We start from the raw sequence: 22429 nt of genomic DNA on the forward strand, positions 1-22429 counted from the left end.
ACAGTTACGTCACATCTTACTTATACTGGATATTAAAATCGAATTGTGCACACCACAGGAGGAACCATGAGGCTGGAAATATGCAAACTCGACGAGGTGATAATCATTGGCGTCCCACAGGATTTGGAGTTTGATTCTCACGACGATGATTACGCACAATTTTATAATCCTCGGCTCACTGAGATCGAGCATATACTTGAACCAGAAAAAATATTTGAGGTGTGGGATTCAGATGGCACGATCATCGGGAAAAGAGTGAGCCATATTGAACACATTCCAGATGGGTGCTTTGTGAAAACGATACCTGCAGGAGAATTTGCCAAGCTTCACAAGAGTCAATTGGAGTATGAACTAGATTTGTTCGCTAGAACAAATTATATCGATGAGATTAGCTATGGATTTTCTACCAAATTACCGCAAAAAAATGGCGATACACAAGAGTTTTACTATCGGCCAGTTCATTATCGTCCTGATGTTGTGAATACACGTACGATTCCATCTTTAGAGAAAGAACGTTCTAAGTCATTAAAAGAACGCTATGTTTCCATCTTTTTTGATACGGAAAGCTGTAGCTTTCGCCAATTTGTATATAAGCGATATGTTACACAGTACAAAGGTTGCCTCTGGGACTTAGCGAGATTCAAAAATAATGATCAAGGTATCACCAGAGAGGGTATGTCCAAAGATGAAGCTGTATCATTTTTACTCCAAAAAGGCGAGGTACTCGTATTTTGGGAAGGATACAGCTCGTTTGGTAAAGAGATGATTCATGACAAAGTAATGAAGATGGACGCAAAGCATCTGCTTGAAAACTACACGCGATTCACTTCTGATATGTACATTTTTGATGAGACATTGACGTGGACAGTTATTTTTCAGCACGAACAAGACGAAGATGGATTCAAGCATATTTTGCTAAGGGTAGATTGATGGATGGGTAGACTCCCTATGCGCTCCTCCAACTTCTACCGTAAAAAGGGCAATCCCTGGTCTGAACAAGACGTAGGGACTGCCCTTTTTACTTGTAGGAAAATTGACTATTCCAACTCAGCCGCCACACGACTTACTTTTGCAGCCAGCTCGTCGAGATCCACGTTCATCTCAAGAGCCGCAAACAGACCTGTGAAATACTCGTTGATCTGGTCAATAACCCGATTGCGCTCACTTGCCACCAACTCTTGGAACAGCGTACTGAACTGTTCATCGAGCTTCTTGTTGCCGATCGCTACATAATCGCTCACTGGCTCTTGCATGCGCTTTTCCAGCTCTTCACGCATTTTTACTTTGCCATCTTGTTCGAAAAAGTCTTTCGTGTTTTTGAACAAGGAAACGGCTGGTGCAAATGCAGATTCGGCTACTGGCAGTTCCTCAGCAAACGCCAGTGTCTCCACCTGTCGCTGCTGATACGGTGCCAAGCTCAAGCCTGCTGCGTAGCTTTGCACATCCTTTTGCCATGCAGCGACAAGCATTGTCCCCTGCTTGTTCGTGAATTTCTCCAAGCGAAGGGTCGTCGCACGCAGCTCCTGCGCCAGGTCGTAGCTGATCGAACGCAATAGATCGGTCAAGCAGCCTTGCAGCGCTTGCTTCATGTTGCGTCCGTCGTCCTTGATAACAGCCGGGTTAAAAGCGAGATTGAACAGCTCGTTGAAGCGGAAAAACAGACGTTGGCGAACGTAATAGAGCAGCTCCTCGCGCTCTTTTGCCAGGTCTCGCTCAAAGGAAGCTGTAGACAACGCTTCGACGGCTGACAGCGCTTGAGACTTGGCGCTATTTGCCGCCTCCTTACGCACCAGACGCTCGTCTTCCCCCGACTGTGCCATACGCATGAATTCTGTCAGTGTATCGTGTGCACGACGGATTTCAGCGATGGCCGCGTTCACCGCGATTTGCGTCAGCTCTTCAATCGTAAAACGGAGAAACTCTGCTTCAAACGAAGCCATTCCCGAGAACTTGAATGCTTCATCAGCTGGCATGAGCGGCTCGCCCTCAGCCGAATTCGTGCGCTGGCGGTATACTTTCTCCGCAGAAGCTGCCAGCTTGCCTTTTTCGTGCATCCGTGCCAAAAGAGCAGTCTGACTGGATACCGGATAGATACGCGGCAGGCGAATCCCGCACGAAAGAAGGTTTTTCTCAATGTGGGTAATCACACCCTGCAATTCCTCATCGTTTGCTGCGAGGTCACAAGCATTGACGATAAAGAACATTTTATCCATCTCAAATGTATCCTTGACCCGACCCATTTGCAGCAAGAATTCGCGGTCTGCCTGAGAGAAGGCATGGTTGTAGTACGTGACGAACAGCACGGCATCCGCGTTTTTCATGTATTCGAACGCCACACCTGTGTGACGTGCATTGATGGAGTCAGCACCAGGTGTATCTACGAGGACGATGCCCTGATCAGTCAGCGGGCAAGAATAGAACAGCTCGATGTATTCCGCAAAACAAGCTTTCTCTTCCTTGGCTACAAAGCCCTTGAATGCCTGCATATCAACCAGCAGTTCTCCGCCCAGATGAGCTGTCATCTCTGGCAAGCCTTTTGTAACAGCTTTCAGGAAGGTGTAGTGCGGTTTTGCCGTAGGCGGGATTTGGGCGACGTCAATCTTGCCGAGCTCAGCCAATGCCCCTTCGAGATCAGTTGCAATCAGTCCAAATACCTGGAGCGAACGGATGACGTCCTGCTCGATTGCTTCGCGCTCCTTCAATACAACACGTACTGTGCCGTGCGGGTGTGTATCGGTTGGCGGCATAATTTTGTTGATCGCCGCAGTCGTCGGGTTCGGAGAGACTGGCAGCACGAGATCGCCCATCAAGGCGTTGGCAAAAGAGGATTTCCCCGCGCTAAAAGCGCCAAACAATGCGACAGTAAAACGATTGGCAGTCAAGCGATCTGCGCGGTCCAGCATCGCCTGTGCCTGTGCTTGCATCCCTGGTACGGAAACGACTTCATCACTTGCGCGCCGCAGACGCTCTGCTGCCGCAATTAGTTTGTCTCGTAGTTGATTCATGCTACTTGTTCTCCTCCACGCATAATCGCCAACAGACGACCTTTGGTTTCTTCTTCTCTAGCTGCCAGTCCTGTCAGCTTCTGATGCAGCGCTGCCAATTCACGCAATACGCCTAGGCGCTCGCTTTGAGCAGCACTCTCTACACGCACCTTCTCCTTCAACATCTCAACCACTTGCGCAATGAAGGAGAGGCCTACGCGTCTGTATTCCAGCTTCATCCCGCTGGAAATATCCGCACAGTAGTTCAGGACGTAGTCACTCGAAGCAGCACCCTCTTTGATGTGCTTGCTCAGGAACTCGCCCGTAATCTCGATCTTGGTCGCATGAACACTGGCGTGATATTCTTCGCTCCGCAAATCAAACACTTGCGGCTGCTTGCCGAGCCATTCTTTGAAATGGAAGTCGAGATTTCCCGCTACTTTTTCGCGGAACTCGACGAGAAGCGCTTCTTCGCGACGTGCGCGCTCTTCCTCTGTCTTTTTGCCTGCAAACAACAAGCCCACCTTGAAGCCTGGTTTGCGGCTCTCCAAATAGCTTCGTGCCGCTTCGTTCGTACTGAAATAGGTCAGGCGGGCGTTGTCCAACAGTACACCCAATTCCTTCTCCATTTGAATTCTCGCATCCTCGGCACGTTGTTGCAGTGCCATAGCAGTCGCTTCCTCTTGCGCGAGCAAATCTTGCACAGCCGCTGGATCTCGACTGTCGATGCCTTCTACTTCCAGTCGATCCAGTTCTACTTCCAGCTGTTGACGCTGCTCTGCTTGGCCAGCTCTCACTACCTGAATGTGCTCGTCGATCAAATGCTGTGCGGCATCGCGGACGCTCGTAGCAACCAGCTTTTCACGATCTGTTATCAGCTGCGAGAGTTTGCCCTTAAACTCCTCGTACATATTCTCAGGATGATCTGGTTCAGCAAGCGACGTGTAAAAAATCCCGTCCGGATGAATGTTCCAGGTGGCGAATGCTTCCTCCACACTTTCCTTATAGCTATCGAAATCCAATTCAAAATCAATATGTTTATCGATCATGTTCACGACCAGATAAACTGGCTTGCCGCGGTCCTTCAACGTTTTGGTAAAGTTGAAGTTCTCCTCCGCTTGAACATGGTTATAGTCCATCATGTAAATCACGACGTCAGCCAAATGCAGCGCGGATTCTGTTGCAATTTTGTGTGCGGCATCTGTAGAGTCAATGCCAGGTGTATCCAGCAGGCTTGCGTACTCATCTAAGAATGTTCCTGGATAGGAGACCTCTACGGATTCTACCGTATCACCATCTACCGCAAACTGTTTGAGCTTCTCCATCTCCGTATCTGGATCGAATGTAAGGACTCCGCTGTTCATGGTAAAGACACGAGCCGCTTTTTCTCCGCCGCGAATCTTGACGACATTCGCACTGGTCGGAATCGGATTGGACGGTAGCAAATTGACTCCCAGAAGCGTGTTAATCATTGTTGATTTTCCAGCGGAAAAATGTCCGCAAAACGCAATATTCAGCTCAGCTCGCTTGGTTTTGGCGGCCAGTTGAATGAGCTTGTTAGGTGTCGTTTCGTCACCCTGTGATTTCATAACTTCTGCGAGTTCTTCCCATGTATGTGCCAGTCGGGAAAAGTCTGTTTCCCGTATCAATACTTGACTGTCAAGCACTTCTATTCCACCCTTCTCCATCATTCCTACTCTCTCTACTAATACCTGTTCAAAAAAGACGAATTTTTGAACTTCCTTTTACTACTCTCTATTCTACCATGCCGAATGTATCATACGTCACAGATGAGTTCAATTCAAAACTATGAAAGATTTAGCATTAGCCTTTTCTTCCGCATAATTTTCCTCCCATCTGGAAAAAATCGCACTAACATGATATTCGCATTTTGAACGGGAGGAACTTCAAATGATGCGCAGATTTATGTCCCAGCGTCGCCAAAAGAAAACTCCCTCTCTTATCGCGCAACGTTTGCAGCAACGAAATGATCCTGCGCTTGCGCTATCGACCAGTTTGCAGCAAAACATGGAGACGTTCAAGACCTTGCTGGGTAGCCCCCACGATTTATTAATTCGTTCCTTTTTTATCGGCAACACCAATCATTCCTGTGGTGTTATTGCGATTGATGGATTGGCGAACTGCGATATGCTTGATCAGCAAGTAATCGGACAAATCCAGTTGATGATCTCGACTGCTTCCAAAATGGTGCCCACTGAACCAGATAAGATTGTCCAGATGCTCTATGAGGAAGTCCTTTCTGTCGTCGAAATATCGAAATCAACGGATTTCACAAAAACACTCGAAAGCATTCTTTCCGGGGATACAGCTCTTTTTGTAGATGGGTCCGCCGAAGTCATTCTTATCGACAGTAAGGGATGGAAAACACGTTCCGTCGAGGAGCCGGTCTCCGAAGGGCTGGTCCGAGGTCCCCGAGATGGCTTTTCGGAGAGTATCCGGGACAACACCGTTCATATACGCAGACGTGTCAAAGACCCGAACTTGCGCTTTGAAGGGTCCATCGTAGGGAGACGAAGCAGAACAGATGTGATCATCGCCTATATTGATAACATCGTTGATCCAGAATTGCTGAATGAAGTAAGGCGGCGAATCTCCACGATCGATATCGACGAGGTAGAGGAATCCGGTTTTATCGAACAATGGATTGAGGATGATTTTCTGTCTCCCTTTCCTCAGATTCATAACACGGAGCGTCCCGATAAAGTGAGCGGAGCGCTGTTTCAAGGCCGCGTTGCCATTTTGGTGGACGGGACTCCCATGGTGCTCATTTTGCCTGTTACGATTGGCTTGCTGCTTCACTCACCCGAAGACTACTACGAGCGCTGGATCGTCGGTTCATTGGCGCGGCTGCTGCGCTACCTTGCTGCTTTTCTGGCAGTCTATTCGCCCGCTTTCTATATCGCCCTCGTGACCTTTCATCCTGGCTTGATCCCGTCTGATCTCGCCTTCTCTATTGCTGCCACGCGTGATGGGGTTCCTTTTCCGGCATTCGTCGAAGCGATCATGATGGTGACAACAATGGAGCTCTTGCAGGAAGCAGGATTACGCTTACCCAAACCGATCGGCCAGACAGTCGGGATTGTCGGCGGTCTCGTCATAGGTGACGCGGCGGTTTCCGCCGGGATTGTAAGTCCTGTCATGGTCATCGTAGTCGCGCTTACTGCCATCGCTTCCTTTGCCATCCCTGCTTATCACCTCGCCATCGCCTTTCGGATGATCCGTTTTTTCGCCATGTTTATGGCTGCCATCTTTGGTATTTATGGCGTGGTGTTAAGCTTTATTGCCATCATGATTCATTTATCCAATCTGACCAGCATCGGATACCCGTATTTGGCACCTCTAGCTCCACAGATGCCGCGGGACTGGAAAGATTTAATTTTGCGCGCACCTGTTACTTTCTTGAAAACCCGACCAGACGCCCTTCACGCGAAAGACGAAAATCGAATGAAAACAGGAGGGTCATAAGTGAGCGCACAAACCTTGGCCGAGAAAATGATCAGCAAAAATCATATGGGGATCAACATCGCCTCGATGACAATTGGCGTCGGCATCCTGACCTTTCCTCGTTCCTTAGCCAAGGCAACCGGAGCATTCGATGGGTGGATATCCGTCGTGATCAGTGGTCTTTGTGCGTGCCTGATTGGCTGGCTGCTCGCCAAGCTGGCGGCTCGGTTTCCCAGACAAACCTTCTTTGAATACTGCTCGATCATCGCGAGCAAACCGATCGCATTCATCCTGACCTTTCTCGTCTGTATTTACACCATGCTATTTGTCTCGTTTGAGATCAGGGCAATCGGAAATATCGCCAAGCAGTACCTGTTTTACAATACACCTGTTGAGATGATTACGCTCTCCTTTCTCTTGATCGTTCAATATGCCGTAGTCGGAACGCGCGTTTCCATGCTGCGGCTCAATTTGCTGTTTCTGCCTGTCGTTCTCGTCGTCATGTTCGTCGTCTTGCTCTTTACGACCCAGTTGTTCGAGGTGGAAAATATCCGGCCCTTCTTTTCTTCAGACTGGCGCGCACTCTGGGGAGGAACCAGAGCGGTCGGATTGTCTTATTCAGGATTCGAGATTATCCTGTTTTACACCATGCTGATGAAGAACCCAAAGGAAGGGGCAAAAGCTGTAACGCTAGGGCTCTCGATTCCCATTCTGCTCTACATGACCATCTACATGTTCGTCATTGGGGTCTTCTCTGCCGACGTTGCAACGAACTTGACCTATCCAACCATCGAACTGGCAAAAGAGGTCGAAATCCCCGGCGGCTTTTTCGAACGGGTGGAGTCCATTTTCTTTACCATCTGGATCATGACGATCTTCAACACATGTGCGATGTGGCTCGATATTACCGTACTCAACTTGTCGGCCATGTTCTACAAGGTGCGCAAAACAGTTTGGGTGCTCATTCTTTCTCCCATGCTTTATTTTGTCGCGATGCTCCCCCAAAACCTCGTTGATTTCTTCACGTTTGCAGACAGCATCACCTATTTTGGAATAATCGTCGTCTATTTATGTCCGATATTGCTGCTCCTCATCGCTGTCATACGAGGTGTAAAGGGACATGAATAGACAGTTCACTGCCTTCTGCAGCTTCCTGCTTCTCTCTGCTTTTCTGGCTGGATGCTGGGATCAGGTTCAAATTGAGGAACGAGGATTTGTGGTGGGCGTAGCGGTTGATATCCCTCGTACGAAAGAAGCTGAGCAGCAAGCCAAGCAAGAGGCTCCAGACAAACCACAAGTAAAAGAGCGCTTTCTCGCTACGCATCAATTCGTTGTACCCGGTGGATTGGTCTCGGGCAGTCAAGGAAGCGGCGGTGGTCAAAACACAGCCAATGAGGCGTATCACAACCTCGTATCCGAGGGAGATTCTCTTTTCGAGATTTCACGTGAATTAGCTACCCGGACCAGCAGAACTCCGTTTTATCAGCATATGAAGATCCTGATCGTCTCCGAAGACGTCGCCCGTACGAAAAACGGTTTTGCCAGAGCACTCGATTTCTATTTGCGTGATCCTGATTCCAGACGAAGCAGCAAGGTATTCATCTCAAATGGTCCTGCCAAAGAAGTATTGGAAGTCAAACCGAAAACAGAGAAGCTGCCCGCTATTTACGTCAATTCGATTGGAGAAAACGAAAATAAAAATTCCCGCATGCTTCCAGAAGTCCGATTGGGCGATGTCCACGAGGAGCTACTCAGTCCGTACAGTTTTGTCGTTCCACGCATCAGACCCGAAGAGCAGGAGGTAAAATTAGCAGGTGCCGCCGTTTTTTCTCATGACAATCAGTTGGTAGGTTTTCTCGGGGAAGAAGAGACGGAGGGACTGAATTTTCTCACGGGAAGTATTAGCGGAGGCATGCTTAAAGGCAAGTTTAAAAACAACCTCGTCTCGATGAACATCCAAGGGATCAAGCATAGCATTGAAACAGATTTACGAGATCGGCAGCACATGAAATTCACGATCATAATCGAAAGTGAAGGCACATTGGCCGAGTCGTACGCCACTACGGATTACTTGAATAACATTGCGATGGATAAGCTTGAACAAGTGTTTGCCGAAGAAATCGAGCGAATGAGCAATGACACCATCAGGAAGGTCCATAAGCAGATGAAAGTGGATGTCATCAAGCTTGGCAGCTATCTGAAGCAGCATCATTTTTCGCTATGGAAAAAGATTCGCCAGGATTGGGAAACAGGGCAGCATCTGTATGAAAAAAGTGAGATAACCGTTCAAGCAAAGGTTTATTTACGCAATATCGGTGCAATCAACCGTACCGAACGCCAAAACAACAGGTGAATGCATGTTCAAATTTTTAGGCGTAGTCCCTCCGTATTTGACCCTAACAGGGACAGTTTTAGCGTTTTTGATTCCCTATCTTTTTTATAAAATCAACAACAAAATTCACGAGGTGGGTGATCCGCCGTGGAAGAAAAGGAATGACTCCAATTCATAGGGCCTATACATCAAGCCGGAATTTTCTATGTTTCGGCTTGATGATTTATCATTCGCTATCAATGTTTCGTAAATCTGCTTTATTTATTAAATAGCCATCAAATGTTTTGATTCGCCTGCAACTTGATTTGTTCCAGTCGAAATCTCGTAATATCTGTGCCTCACGATCGTTTTTTTTCCTTTTTTTCTTAATACGATCGATACTTTTATAAGCTTCAATCGAGTTCTTTACTGAATTTTTGAATTTCGTTTTATAAGTAGGGCGCACATTCTTCGTTATTTTTGAATACATCATTCTTTCCCGTTTGTTATGGATGATTACGCTTAATATCCGACTTTGCTTTTGGAGCGCGGCTTTACATTCTTTCAGTTGCTCTGGGCTCAAATCTTTTTGGCTCATCGTTGTTTCTATGTTTTTAAAAATATCCTTTTCTTGCTCCAGGCTTTTCACGTCATCATCTCTTACGGAAAAAGAATGCAAATAAGTTTGATCTGCATATTTCAGTTCATCGTACTCAGTCTTAATTTCACAGCCCCGCAATTCTTGAATAAAAAAGCTTTGATATTCTTCTTTGACCATTTCATCCATGTCATCAGCAGGATGGAAATCAAATTCTTCCGGGTTTTCAACATCCTCTATCGCTTCATAATCCATGAAATCTTGTCTGTTTTGCTCATATATTTTTTCAATTACTTTTCGAATACTAGCGGAATCTGCCACCAATCCGTCTTGTACACTACCGTAGTTTGCTACCCTTTCCCTTCCTTTCCATGCGATGGGTTCTTTATTTTTCGCACTATCTGACATCAATGCTTGGTGCATGGAAAAATGAATACCGGTAACCCCCTTCGTATCTTTCAATTCATTTGATTTCTTCGTATAGTCTTTGTCAGCCCCTCTGTTTACTGAATACATTAAATGGTATCTTGCCGTATAGTCGCTATCCGTAAAATTCAACTTACTTTCATCCATATCTACGGAGTATTGATCATAAGACGAATCTCCTTCATTTGGACTACCGAATTGCCCATTATTCAGCATCTCCGCTTTGGCCTCCCATTTGAATGGAATCCTAGCAGGAAGCTGAATTTCCCATGGTTTATCCGCGTCTATTTGCTTCAATATTCCCAGTTTAAGTAATTGATCCTGGTCTACACTAAAGTTCAACTGATCGTATTTTACCTCTACCGTGTATTCATACTTGGTTCCAACCTTCGCTCCACGAAGTATTTCCTCAATGGTATTATTGTAAGATTCCTTATTATTCTTGGCATCCTGCGGTGCTACATTCCATTCCTGATCTGCTCCTTGCCCTCTCAATATCTGATAGCCAACCAAATGACCTCCATTGTAGTCAGCTAATAGCCCACTTAGTCCACCTTCACGTATGGATATTTCTTCTTTGCCCAGATTACCGATTGCAGTTACGAGACCTAAGCCTTTACGATCACGTTTAGAGGTAGTTTTTGTTATTTGAGCAGTAACAGAATGAGGACGGTCGCATGTATATCCTAAATCTGCTCTCGTTTTTTCAAACCATTTCTGATTCAAATTTGGCTCCCCGTATACTTCCTTTAGTAACCCCCAAAAGGTGGGAAGACCTTTATCTGCCTGAACATCAGTAAATTCGCCATCATCTCCAATGGCCTTTTCTACGATTTCTTTTTCGTATGAATCTGGCTTGTCAGCTTTCATCTTATCGAGGTTTGCTTGATTGAGTTTTCGTTGGGTGACTGGCGTCCGAGGTTGCTTCTGATTTTGCAGAAGCTTCGTCATGGCCTTGTTTCCTACTTTTTTGGCGAGTTGTAAAACGGACGGCATACTACGGGGGGAAGTTACGCTGCTTGGCGTATGATTTACTTTAGGGATTGGATCCCGATTATGGAACACACTATCATCTCCTACGAGAATGAAGATTTTTCCTTATATTGTAGCAAAGGACTTACCCGTGCACCAACTGAGTAAGCCCTTCTAACCCATTTCCTATTATTTTGCCAACAAATCAGCAAACGCTTTGGCGTACGCCGGAAGATCAGGTGGTCTGCGGGAGCCGACGATGTGACCATCTACCACAACCTCTTCATCGACCCAAATCGCTCCTGCATTCTCCATATCATCCTTGATGCCTGGTGTCGAAGTCGTTGTTACCCCGCGCAAAATTTTGGCGGAAGCGAGCACCCAGCCGGCATGGCAAATATGTCCAATCGGTTTTTTCGCCTCGTGCATCGCCTGCACAAAGGACAGCACCTCCGGGTAACGGCGCAGCTTGTCAGGTGCCCACCCTCCTGGAACGAGTACACCTGAATAGTCGGTAGGGTTGACCTCTGCCATTGCTTTGTCTGCTTCACACGGCACACCGTACTTCCCTATGTAGACGTGATTCGCCTTCGGTCCGACGAAATGGACGGTAGCGCCTTCCTCTCGTAGTCTCAATACCGGGTACCAGAGCTCGAGATCCTCAAATTCACTTTCGACGAAGCAAACCACTTGTTTTCCTGCCAGTCTCACCGTTTTCGCCTCCTTTTCCTTCTACTCCGCTATTGTAGCAGGTACGAACGGAAAAGACAGCTAGTACTCTACTAAACTCCGTACCAATTTAACCCCTGTTTGCCGAGGTCGACCCACACACTTTTCGTATGTGTATACATGTCCATTGCCTGGATCCCTAACTCTCGGCCAAAGCCGCTTTGTTTTGTTCCACCAAACGGGACCGTGCTATCCAACATACTGTACGTATTGATGTAAACAGTCCCTGCTTTTAGACCGCGTGCCATGCGATGGGCGCGTTTTAGATCATTCGTCCAGACACCAGATGCCAAACCATAGATCGTTTCATTTGCCAGCTTCATTGCGTCCTCTTCCTCTTTAAAACGGATGATCGAAATGACAGGTCCAAAAATTTCTTCGCGAGCGATTTTCATTTCATTCGTCACATTCTCGAAAATCGTAGGTGTAAAGAAGTAACCTGTTCCCGTCTGTGGATTGCGCCTTCCCCCCAAGACAAGCTTGGCTCCTTCCGCAAGCCCACTCGCTACATACTGCTCAATCCGCTCCAATTGTGTCAAAGATATTTGCGGTCCCATTTGCGTCATCGGATCGAGTGGATTTCCCATCCGGATCGTTTGGGCTTTGTGACTGAACAAATCGATGAATTGATCATAGATGCGTTCTTGGACAAATAAACGGGAACCGGCCGCACATACTTGACCTTGGGCAAAGTAAATTCCGAATAGGGACCCATTCACGGCATCTTCCAGATTAGCATCATCGAAGACAATATTCGGTGATTTGCCACCCAGCTCTAGCGACACAGGTTTTAAATGCTTGCTCGCAGTTTGCATAACAAGGCGTCCAGTCGTTGTCGAGCCTGTAAACGCAATTTTATCGACATCCGGATGCGAGGTTAAGGCATCTCCTGCTATCGCCCCATAGCCAGGTACAACGTTGATGACGCCATCCGGTATCCCTGCTTCCTGAAAAATTTTGGCTAACTCCAAAATACTGATAGGCGTTTGTTCAGCAGGTTTAATGACGATCGTATTGCCTGCTGCAAGCGCTGGAGCAATTTTCCACATGGCTAGCATCAACGGGAAGTTCCAGGGTACAATGGCGCCAATCACCCCGATCGGTTCGCGCAGTGTATAAGTAAAACGGCTAGATGGGGAAGAGAGTGTTTCACCCTGAACTTTGTTTGCTAAACCGGAGTAAAATTCGAGAACGTCAATCATGGCAGGAATTGCGATATACTTCGTCTCGTTGATCGGGAGTCCATTATCGGTTGATTCCACCTCTGCGAGGAAATCTAGATTTTCCCACATTTTCTGAGCAGCCCGGTAGAGAAGCCTACCTCGATCGCTTGGTGCCATTTCTGCCCACGGACCTGTTTCAAACGCTTTTCTGGCCGCTTTCACTGCTCGGTCTACGTCTTCTGCTCCCGCTTCTGCTACGATACCATTTACTTCGCCCGTAGCTGGATTCCATGAATCAAACGTTTTTCCGGATAACGAGTCAACCCATTGCCCGCCAATGAATAATTGATATCTTTTTCCCATCATAAATGCCCCCATCTCGATTTATTTTTCTGGCAGATCCAGAGTTGGTGTCTGATCAAAGAAATTCCAAGGCTTTAACATCGTGTAAACCCACTCTGTTGGTAAAATCGGCCACTCTTCTGCACGAGCCACATGAGTGGTTCCCGTTGTCATCCACACGACGTTGTCAACGTTCTCAATGGTGTCGTTATTCGTTGTATATTGTTTCAAACCAGTATCTGCTTGGTTTCTGTTCGGATAGTCTCCCTCAGGAAAACGTTCATTCGGGTCGTATTTGGTAACCCAGAGCTGCTTATCCATAAAATTAACGCGATTGTACAGCCATTCATCTTTACTAAACAGGGCACCTTTTGCGATTGGATGGGTTCCACCTGCGTAAGGAATGATTTGATACGAAACCGGATTCCCTACTTTATTTTCCTTGTTCGTATTACTTAGGAGGCGAATCGTCGAAGGGTCAAAATTTTGGATCGCTTCCTGTTCGGTTTTCACAACCTTTTGCTCGGTTACCATGACGCTTTTTCGTGGTCCGCCGGCCTTGTTTTCCTCCACCTTCGGATTCACCTCGGTCAACGTGTTCTGTTCCCCATCGACATCCAAATCGAGACGGAAATTGTAGATGTGCTGATGTGTCGTTCCTACGATATGGTGGTCGATCAGCGTACCGTATTTCGTATCTTCTTTTGCCGTAGGGTCGTGCATCGTTGATGATTGAACCGCCTTCACTGCTTCAATTCCGGTGGCCCCTACATTAATCTTGATGGTTCCGTTTGGAGATAAAATCCAGTCAAAAATATAGTCATAATTGCCAACGGTACTAACCCAGCGAATGACAAGTTCTCTTCTCTCACGGCTCACATTTTGATTTCCAAGTACCATCTCTTGGTGTTTCAGCTCAGGACCAGCGTACTGCTCGAAGATGGCAATCGCATTGGGAATGGTATAAGGGTTTCCGTCATTATCTGTAATGGTTGCATCGAGAAGGACTGCATTGTTTGGTACATCCGTTCCTTTTTGCAGTTGTGATGTCAATACACCCATTCCGTAATCCCCAGAGTCCAAATACGCTTTAAAATACCAGCCAACATCCGGGTCGCCATAAGGCACAATCATTCCGCCAAGAGAACCTTCGTACATGACTTTTCGTTTTTTGCCCTGATCGTTAATCGTCATGGTTGAAAGTACTGGACCTACTCGTGAATCAAGCCTCAGGTGGAAATCCCAATTTTGCCACTGAATTTTGTTTCCTGAAATCGTATAGTTTTGTCCTTCAGGTTCTGATGTTGTAAGCGGTTTCATTTCTCTTTTTTGTTTCTTGTCTCTTCCGTCGTATGGGGTTGGCGTGAGAGGTACCGGGATCACACCTTCATCTTCCACTTTTATGACTTTCTTTGCTTCTAAATCTACCGTCGCTACCAGATTTTCAATAGGATGTGCCCAATAGTTCCCGTCACCCACATCCAGATAGGAGACGACTTTTAATAGTCGCAAGTCTTGCTTTAAACCATCTGCTCCATTGAAGTATCCGACTGTAAGTGGAGTAGCGACCACTTTCTTCTCATCATCAATGCCGCGTTTTTTTAGTGCATCCTTAAATTCTGAACTTTCTTCAATCGCCTTCTGGACCGTTACAAAATCATCCAGGATCACCATCCCATGAACCCCTTCGATCTCCTCGAAAGACGTTACCTTTTTGGTAGCAAGATCAACTTCACCTTCGAGTACTTTTTTACCGTCCAGAACGACAAATTTAGCCACGCGATTAAATGGGCTTTTTTCCCCATATACCCATTTCCATACCTGATCTTTATCGGGGTCTTTCAAGGAAATCTGGGTAAAACGCATATTCTCTTTGAATTGTTCCGATGCTTTTATCACTTTTACGGCCGTCTTGATTTCGTCGGCTGTTAACGGATTGAGTGGATGATCGGCTTTTTCTACGGAAACAGTCTGGTTCAAATCAGCTTGAAACACTTCGTTGATAAAATGATGCGTGACATAAGTGACACCTTCCTTACTCACTACCGGAGCCTCTAATTGGACGGTTTTACTATTTACCAGAGCCTCAGCTGAATTGGGTGTGATACGGACAGTGGTGCCGCCTTTCTTCACCAGAATAGTATTTGTTGTTTGATCCCACTCTAATGTACCTCCAACATTTTCAACAGCGGTTCGAAGTGGCACATACTCTGCTTCTCCACCATGCGCATTTGCTGTATTGGAGAAAGGCGCGATAGATGGCATCACGAGCGAAAACATCGTTACAAGTGCAATTGTAGATGCAAGCTTTCTTTTTTTCATACAATCCCCCTTGGATATCAATCTTCACATGTCCAGTTTATGAAGGGGGAATAGCAGTTGTATTGTAATTTTCGGAACTTTCAATTAATTATATCTTGTACGATAATAGACGATTATGAAAGAGTCATCTTCATATAGCTGATTACCATTTAAGGGGGTTTCAAATGCTTACGGTGCACAACGGGATTTCTGCTAACCTCCCATCCTATCAGTACGGGTTTCGATTGGAGACTGTTTCTTATCAGGAAAAATTCGTTCCGTACCAAGGGCAAACCGTGTTGTATTATGAATTTTTGATGGATGATGTGAATGCCATCCATGTCGTTCCTGACGGTTGTACGGATGTCCTTTTTTGTTGCGACCCACTCCGCCCTCATTCGCTGCTTTGCGGAACGCTCTTACAAGGTGAGAATTACAACTTTCATGCAGGGGCAACATACTTCGGGATTCGCCTTTCCCCTATACAAAGTTTGCATATTCGCCCAGCTACCTTTCGTGATGTAATCGATAAGCAGTTGCCTTTAGAAGAGGTAATGAAAGGCATAGGGAGCATTTGCGAGCAAATTGCTAGGAAAGCTTCCTTTCACGAACGAATCACGTATGTGGAAGACTCTTTTTTGCCTTTGCTTCTCATCTTTCATCAACCTTCGCAACTGCTTCCATACTGTATCCAGCAGATTTACCGTTCAAAGGGATTGTTTTCCGTTGAACAGCTGGCAATGGATCTTGGCTTTTCATCCAGGTATTTGCGTAAAAAATTCGAAGAAACGATTGGGATGTCTCCCAAGCAATACAGTCGAATTATCCGATTCCAAAATACACTCTCCTATATTTTGAATCAAAGAAATCTGAACATAGCAAATGAACATGGCTATTATGACCAATCTCATTTAATCAAAGATTTCAAGTTCTTTAGCTTGCTCACACCCATGCAAATCAGCGAGCTGTTGAAGCAAGCGACCAACCACAGCATGCAGCCTGTTGAAGTTGAGCTTTGAACACAGAAAAAAGCCGGTTTTCACCACGCTAAGGGTGTAACCAGCTTTTTTGCTATCAAATCAATTGTGCATCCCCTCAGGCGTAGGTACATACATGACGACTTTCGTCCCTCGTCCCATTTCGGAGGTAATGCTCAAGGTAGCTCCAGGAATGGTATCAAGACGCCTGCGGATGTTTTGGATGCCAATGCTTCCTTTTTGATTCTCGCCTTTTGACATTTGATACAGGAGATCATCGGCAATTCCGACACCATCGTCTTCGATCACGACCTTGATGTAATGACCTCCGTCCACGATCGTAAGCGTCACCTGACCTTTTTCATCCTTTTCGAACACTCCATGCCGGATCGCATTCTCTACAAATGGTTGTATGCTCAAGGAAGGTATCTCCTTGTCTAAAATACCGTCGTCTACGTGGCATACAAAGTCGAAGCCTTCACCAAAGCGAGCCTTCTCGATCTCTACATAGGCATGAATGAGCTCCATTTCACGATACAACGGCACGAACAGCGTAGTTCGATCCATGTCCAAAATAAAGCGCAAATACTGGCTGAGCATGGTGATGAGATACGCTGCTTTTTCTCCATCGGTATAACAGAACGAAATGACACTGCTTAAGGCGTTATAGAGAAAATGCGGCTTGATTTGAGCCTGATGAAATGCATGTTCATTGCGAATCGCCTCCTGAATGGAGGTTTTCATTGCGATCAGCGTTTGCACACGGGCAATGAGTGTCTCCGCATCAAATGGTTTGGTCACATAATCATTCGCCCCCGCTCTGTAGCCGAGTGCAATGTCTTGCGGGGTATCTCTGACGGATGCAAACAGGATCGGCAAGTCAAGAATCGAATACTGCGTTCGCAGCAGCTGGCACAGCTCAATCCCCGATACTCCTGGCATCATCACATCCAGAATGACGAGATCAGGTAGTGGATGTTCCTTGATTTTCTTTATGGCTTCTTTTGCCGAAAAAGCAGAAATAACATTATAGCGATGCCTGGAGAGTATGTTCAGCAGGGTGTGAATGTTGGATGCCTCGTCATCGACAATCATGATCGTGTATTGGTGATCATCAAGAATATCGAGGGGAATCTTTTCACTGACCTTCCGATGCCTCTCCTGAGACGTTGCGGCTAGCTCCTGTGTGACCATCCTCTGATGTCCCGTCGCCAGCGTAAATGTCATACGGGTGCCCTTGCCAGGCTCAGAGCTTTCTACCCAAATGTCTCCTCCCATGAGTTCAACCAGCTTGCGATTGATGTACAAGCCTACGCCCATGCCTGTATAGCCGTCTTGTGGCAATGGCTGATTTACTTGCTCAAAGTAATCAAAAATGGCTTCATGCTTATCAGGTGAAATTCCGATCCCCGTGTCCTCAACGGAAATACGAACCTGATCCTCTACCACGCTCGCTGTCACCTTGATCTGGCCAGCATTCGTATGCTTGATGGCATTGTGTACGAGATTATACATGATTTGACGAAGCCGATTCTCATCTGCATGCACCCAAATGTTCGGAGGGACCTGATTTTCCAGCCGAACATCTTTTCCCAACAGTTCGAATTGCAGCACATCAAAGACAATTTGGGTGACTACCTTGATATCCACGATGGTGAAATGTAGACGCAGCTCCCCATGCTTCAGGCGAGTGACATCAAGCAAATCTCCTACCAGCATGGACAGCTTGATCGATGTATCCTTGATGAGCCAGAGGTTCTGGATTTGTTTCGTAGAAAAGCTGTCTTTTGCGTCCTCTAACAGGTCGGACGTAATATTGATAATCCCGTGCAGCGGAGTCTTCATCTCATGTGACGTCTGCGTCAAAAATTCATCTTTCATCTGATTCGACATCTGCAATTGCTGTGAGAGAATTTCCGTCTGTTTAAAGGCATTGGTATAGCGCACAGCCAAAAGCATGTTCATGAAGGTAATGAAGTACAACACACAGACTTTTCCCGCGATGTCGGTCGGCACAATATTCTCTGCATAGAGAGTTCCGTCAATGGCATAAAGTGCCATGGAAACACCCGCGCCAATAAACAACCCTATTTCTTTCCGGTCATAAGCCCCCATCTGATTCTTGATGGATAAATGAATCAGTCTGCCAATGATAAAAAGAACGACGATTTGTGTATAACCCAGGGTTGGTCCTTTCAAATTCGTGTAGACAGAATACGGTGTCGTCAGAATCACGATCAGGAAAATGGCAATCGGCGTCATCAGGATGAACAGCCACTTCTGCGACAGAAACCTCGCATTGATGGTATAGAAAAACAAAATAAGAAGAATACCGCTAAGAAACAGGGTGAAATCCTGTATTTTGTAGGCAATGGTAAAGGAGAGATCAGGCAAATATTGCAGCAGTACCTTCTCTCCAAACACCATATTGTAAATGGCAAGAAGAAGCATATAGAAACCACTGAGCAAATAGCTTTTTTCCTTCGACCTGAGTAAATAAAAGCTGAGATGATAGGCAGCCATCATGAACATGGCTACGATAAAGGCGGTATCTATTCCAAGCAAGGTCCCGTTTACAATCGAGATTTCCTTGTCCAGACCCAGTTGAATCGCAGCTGCAATTCCTCCTGTAAAAAACATGTAATTGGCTACTTGGATGACGATTTCCATCTGTTTACCATCTACTTGAAAAAACGTTACATACGGCGTGTTGCCAGGTTGATGTCGGGCAAAGTCTACGTCTGGCCTTCCGCTTTCCCCTTCCATTTTTCCATTAATATACAAACGATGTGCCATGCGAATACTTTTTGTTTTCAAACCGTATATTTGACCTTCATTGGGAAGCATCACGGTTAATCGATAGGTTGCGACGCCTTTCCTGTCGATACTGTCATTCACAAACCTTCCCTTCCATGTCCCAGGCACAGTCAAATACGAGACCTCACGCTTGTCTTGGCGAAAATCTTCTGGTGATAGGAGTAGGCCTTCATAAATCTCCCACTCTCCATCCAAATTCACCAAGCCCTGATTATGAAAATCCCAGCTCGACAAATCGAGCACTCCCCGCTTTGCAATGGGCATATCACGACTCGGAAAGGTTTGTAGGTAGATCGTGATAAATACGACTATTGAAAGTAAAAAGATCAATCCAATTCCGATTCGAACCAGGATTTTCCTGAGATCCAAAAAAGTGTCACCTCCCCTGCAGAGCTCGAATATGTACGTTCCGTTAATTATAAGACTATCATTTCCCCCTCACAAAAATCTAACGAAATCGTTTACCGTAACGGCTCTCCCTAACTGATTTGCATCGAACTCGCCTTCTTCCTTTTTCTTGGAATAATAGCAATGGCTTCTCCCAAATTTCTCACGTAAAAAAAAGACAGGAAGAATGATATCCTCCTGCCTTACTGTCCAACTATTCGTGTCACCCGCTCGCTTATTTCCTGAGGCGGCTCCATTTCCCACTCCTTGCGATAGTCAGCAGCGAATTTGGCATAGTGTTGGACGATTTTCTGTTTTTGTTCTCCTCTTGCATAAATGTCCATTAATGCGACATTCATTTCCTCATGTAAAGGGTAAACCGCCAAGTACTCTTCCAGCCTGCGCACAGCCCTTGGCAACTCCTGAGCGGCAATGTCGAGTTCTACCAGTTTGCCCACCAGCTCTGTATACTTTTTCCGATAGCGTTCTTCCAGCGGTGCTTTCCACAAAAAATCCTTTCGATTAAAAAGCGACCCTTTGTACATCGCACACAAATTTTCTGCTCCTCCTGCGCTTTGCCGATCCGTTAACGAAGAGAGATCGTATTGCTGGAATGCCAATACATCGTATGTCTGATCCATCGGGTGAAACATGTAGCCTTCACCCGTTTTTTGTATATCGATGCCCAGTTCTTGCTCTTTCATAATTTTCTTCAGTCGATACATGGTATTGTGCAGGTTGTGCGTAGCCCTGCTCTCGTCCATCTCCGGCCATAAAAGGTCAGTCAGATGCCACTTGCTGATATCCTGCCTAGGGTGACAGAGAAAGTAAGCAAACAGCTCCTCACTCTTTCTCGTCGGCCACCGAACGACTTCACCTCTTGAATTCCGAACGTCCAAGCCACCAAAGCATTGGATGGAAACGTTCTTCTCGATATGTTTGATCGGAGCCGCCATTTGCAGCTGTTTGACTAGCCGATTCGTCACTCGTTCAATGGCCGCAGGCGTAACCGGTTTTAAAATATAGTCAAACGCGTACACCTTAAACGCATCCAACGCGTACTGCTTGTAAGCAGTCGTAAAAACAATCTTCGTATGCTCCGACAACTCAGTTATTTTGGACCCTAGCTCAAGACCGTTCATTTTCGGCATTTCTACATCTAAGAACGCCACATCAGGACACAGGTCGGGTAGACACGCCAGCGCCTCCAAAGTGTTTGAAGAAAATAAAGTTCTAGACTGAAAAATAAAGTGCTAGACTCGAAAATATAGTTGCAGACTGAAAAATAAAGAATTAGACTGACGATCCTTCATTAAGCTTACGGGCAGCAGTTAATTGAAAAATCTTGAAACCCTCGGCCATTAGCTTGATTTTGTTAAGAAAATAGCTATAATTACGTTTAAGGGATTAAACGAATGAACTAAAGAGGTGGATTGAATGAGCCAACAAACTGAGCATATTCTACAACAATTTAAAGATTGTATCCCATTATTGGAAGTGCTGACGGATGAAAACCGTCAAGCCATTATTATGCTGTTGGCGCAGAACAAATTAGGACTTAATGTTAATACAATATCAGGTCATATGAATTTGTCTAGACCGGCTGTATCCCATCATTTAAAGGTGTTGAAACAGTCTGGTTACATTAAAGCCGAAAAAAAGGGCGTAGAAAACTATTATGTATTAACTGTCCGTAAACCGCTTGAACAACTCAAATCATTAATTACTTCCGTTGAAAACGCATGCAATTGGTCCAATGATTACCCTAAGACCTGAAGGGAATACTGTAGGGAGAAATTTATTATGCACAATCGGATTATTAGTTTAAACCAATAATCGTAAAGGGAGTGATTTGAAATGAAGGCTATGATCATTGAGAAATACGGGGAAAATGTTCCATTAGTGATGTCCGAACAACCAATGCCTAATATCGGAGAACATGATGTTCTAGTGGAAATTCATGCAGCCAGCTTAAATCCTATTGATTTTAAGATTAAGGAAGGGAAAATGAAATTCCTGTTGAATTACAGGTTTCCTCTAATCTTAGGAAATGATTTCTCCGGTGTTGTAGTTAAAGTTGGTGATCGTGTGAATACTTTTAAACCCGGTGATGAAGTTTACGGGAGACCCCGCAAAAACCGAATCGGAACATTAGCCGAATTTATTGCTGTTCATGAGGATGATTATTTGGCTGAAGCCGCAGGGTCTAACCTTTGAAGAGGCAGCATCGATACCGCTGATTGGACTTACGACTTACCAAGCTTTTGTTGATATATTAAACCTTCAAAAAGGCCAAAAAATTTTGATTCACGCTGGTTCGGGAGGCGTAGGAACCTTCGCCATCCAACTGGCCAAGCTGATGGGCGCTTTTGTAGCCACAACAGCAAGCGAAAAAGGCTATGAATTGGTCAAATCGTTGGGGGCCGATCTAATTATTAATTATAAAAAAGAGAATTTTGAAGAAATGCTTACCGGATATGACGCTGTTTTTGATACTTTAGGTGGAGAAGCCTTGGAAAAATCATTCCGCATACTGAAACCAGGCGGACAAATCGTATCCATCTCCGGCATACCAAACGGCAGATTTGGAAAAGAAGCGAAATTGGGTTGGATGAAAACAACAATTTTGTCCATCGCGAGCCGTAAGATCAAAGCCCAGGAGAAGAAGAGCCAAACGAGGTATCACTTCCTTTTTATGAAACCGAGCGGAGAACAATTGAAGGTTTTAAAGGAATTTATTGATGAAGGTCTCATTAAGCCTATTATTGATAAGGTGTATCATTTGAAAGATGCCGGTCAAGCATTTAATTACCTGGAAAGCGGAAGGGCCAAGGGAAAAGTAGTCATTAGAATAAAGTAATTCTAGAAAAAAATCCAACCGATATCCGTGAATGAATGACAACAGCGGCAGTCTAAGACTTTATTTTTCAAGTTTGGTTCCGCCGCTGCTTCTTTTA

14 protein-coding genes and 1 pseudogene are annotated in these 22429 nt (G+C 45.6%); 7 read left to right on the forward strand and 8 right to left on the reverse strand.

The window, feature by feature from the left end; translation table 11 throughout:
- The first annotated feature begins 66 nt into the window (after positions 1 to 66).
- Positions 67 to 930 carry a hypothetical protein gene (locus tag AB1L17_RS07340; protein WP_412846241.1) on the forward strand — a complete coding sequence of 288 codons (864 nt, stop codon included), beginning with the start codon at positions 67 to 69 and terminating at the stop codon, positions 928 to 930.
- 107 nt (positions 931 to 1037) lie between these two features.
- Here the strand turns inward: AB1L17_RS07340 and AB1L17_RS07345 are convergent, their stop codons facing one another.
- Complete coding sequence (locus tag AB1L17_RS07345) at positions 1038 to 3005, reverse strand: dynamin family protein (RefSeq protein WP_412846242.1); 1968 nt, start codon at positions 3003 to 3005, stop codon at positions 1038 to 1040.
- Positions 3002 to 4675 (reverse strand): dynamin family protein, encoded by a 1674-nt coding sequence (locus AB1L17_RS07350; RefSeq protein ID WP_412846244.1) that lies wholly within the window; start codon positions 4673 to 4675, stop codon positions 3002 to 3004. Before AB1L17_RS07350 ends, AB1L17_RS07345 begins: the two co-directional genes overlap by 4 nt.
- Positions 4676 to 4895: 220 nt before the next feature.
- On the opposite strand from AB1L17_RS07350, the gene AB1L17_RS07355 reads away from it, so the two are divergent.
- From AB1L17_RS07355 to AB1L17_RS07365, 3 genes are read left to right on the forward strand one after another with little or no spacing between them, the layout of a single operon-like run.
- The gene (locus AB1L17_RS07355) at positions 4896 to 6470 is read left to right on the forward strand and encodes a spore germination protein (protein ID WP_412846245.1); all 1575 of its coding nucleotides are present in this window, start codon (positions 4896 to 4898) and stop codon (positions 6468 to 6470) included.
- Positions 6471 to 7577 carry a GerAB/ArcD/ProY family transporter gene (locus tag AB1L17_RS07360; RefSeq protein WP_412846246.1) on the forward strand — a complete coding sequence of 369 codons (1107 nt, stop codon included), beginning with the start codon at positions 6471 to 6473 and terminating at the stop codon, positions 7575 to 7577.
- A complete protein-coding gene (locus AB1L17_RS07365) occupies positions 7570 to 8802 on the forward strand; it encodes a Ger(x)C family spore germination protein (RefSeq protein ID WP_412846247.1) in 1233 nt (410 codons plus the stop codon). The genes AB1L17_RS07360 and AB1L17_RS07365 overlap by 8 nt, the downstream gene beginning before the upstream one ends.
- Before the next feature lie 205 nt (positions 8803 to 9007).
- On the opposite strand, the gene AB1L17_RS07370 is transcribed toward AB1L17_RS07365, so the two are convergent.
- From AB1L17_RS07370 to tynA, 4 genes are all read right to left on the reverse strand, one after another.
- Positions 9008 to 10849 carry a hypothetical protein gene (locus AB1L17_RS07370; RefSeq protein ID WP_412846249.1) on the reverse strand — a complete coding sequence of 614 codons (1842 nt, stop codon included), beginning with the start codon at positions 10847 to 10849 and terminating at the stop codon, positions 9008 to 9010.
- 96 nt (positions 10850 to 10945) lie between these two features.
- The gene (locus AB1L17_RS07375) at positions 10946 to 11467 is read right to left on the reverse strand and encodes a type 1 glutamine amidotransferase domain-containing protein (RefSeq protein ID WP_412846250.1); all 522 of its coding nucleotides are present in this window, start codon (positions 11465 to 11467) and stop codon (positions 10946 to 10948) included.
- Between the two features lie 71 nt (positions 11468 to 11538).
- Positions 11539 to 13011: an aldehyde dehydrogenase family protein gene (locus tag AB1L17_RS07380; RefSeq protein WP_412846308.1), complete on the reverse strand. Its 1473-nt coding sequence runs from the start codon at positions 13009 to 13011 to the stop codon at positions 11539 to 11541.
- A gap of 21 nt (positions 13012 to 13032) precedes the next feature.
- A complete protein-coding gene (gene tynA / locus AB1L17_RS07385) occupies positions 13033 to 15312 on the reverse strand; it encodes a primary-amine oxidase (protein WP_412846251.1) in 2280 nt (759 codons plus the stop codon).
- A 164-nt stretch (positions 15313 to 15476) separates the two neighbouring features.
- On the opposite strand from tynA, the gene AB1L17_RS07390 reads away from it, so the two are divergent.
- Positions 15477 to 16310: an AraC family transcriptional regulator gene (locus tag AB1L17_RS07390; RefSeq protein WP_412846252.1), complete on the forward strand. Its 834-nt coding sequence runs from the start codon at positions 15477 to 15479 to the stop codon at positions 16308 to 16310.
- 60 nt (positions 16311 to 16370) lie between these two features.
- Here AB1L17_RS07390 and AB1L17_RS07395 read toward each other — a convergent pair whose 3' ends face one another.
- Positions 16371 to 19454: an ATP-binding protein gene (locus tag AB1L17_RS07395; RefSeq protein WP_412846253.1), complete on the reverse strand. Its 3084-nt coding sequence runs from the start codon at positions 19452 to 19454 to the stop codon at positions 16371 to 16373.
- Positions 19455 to 19675: 221 nt separating this feature from the next.
- Positions 19676 to 20683 (reverse strand): response regulator, encoded by a 1008-nt coding sequence (locus AB1L17_RS07400; protein ID WP_412846254.1) that lies wholly within the window; start codon positions 20681 to 20683, stop codon positions 19676 to 19678.
- 226 nt (positions 20684 to 20909) lie between these two features.
- Between AB1L17_RS07400 and AB1L17_RS07405 the strand changes: the two genes are divergently transcribed.
- The gene (locus tag AB1L17_RS07405; RefSeq protein ID WP_412846255.1) at positions 20910 to 21248 is read left to right on the forward strand and encodes an ArsR/SmtB family transcription factor; all 339 of its coding nucleotides are present in this window, start codon (positions 20910 to 20912) and stop codon (positions 21246 to 21248) included.
- Positions 21249 to 21329: 81 nt separating this feature from the next.
- Positions 21330 to 22332, forward strand: a pseudogene (locus tag AB1L17_RS07410) (NADP-dependent oxidoreductase).
- Positions 22333 to 22429: the final 97 nt, after the last annotated feature.

Source organism: Brevibacillus jepli, assembly GCF_047229145.1.
In the GTDB taxonomy this organism is placed as follows: domain Bacteria; phylum Bacillota; class Bacilli; order Brevibacillales; family Brevibacillaceae; genus Brevibacillus.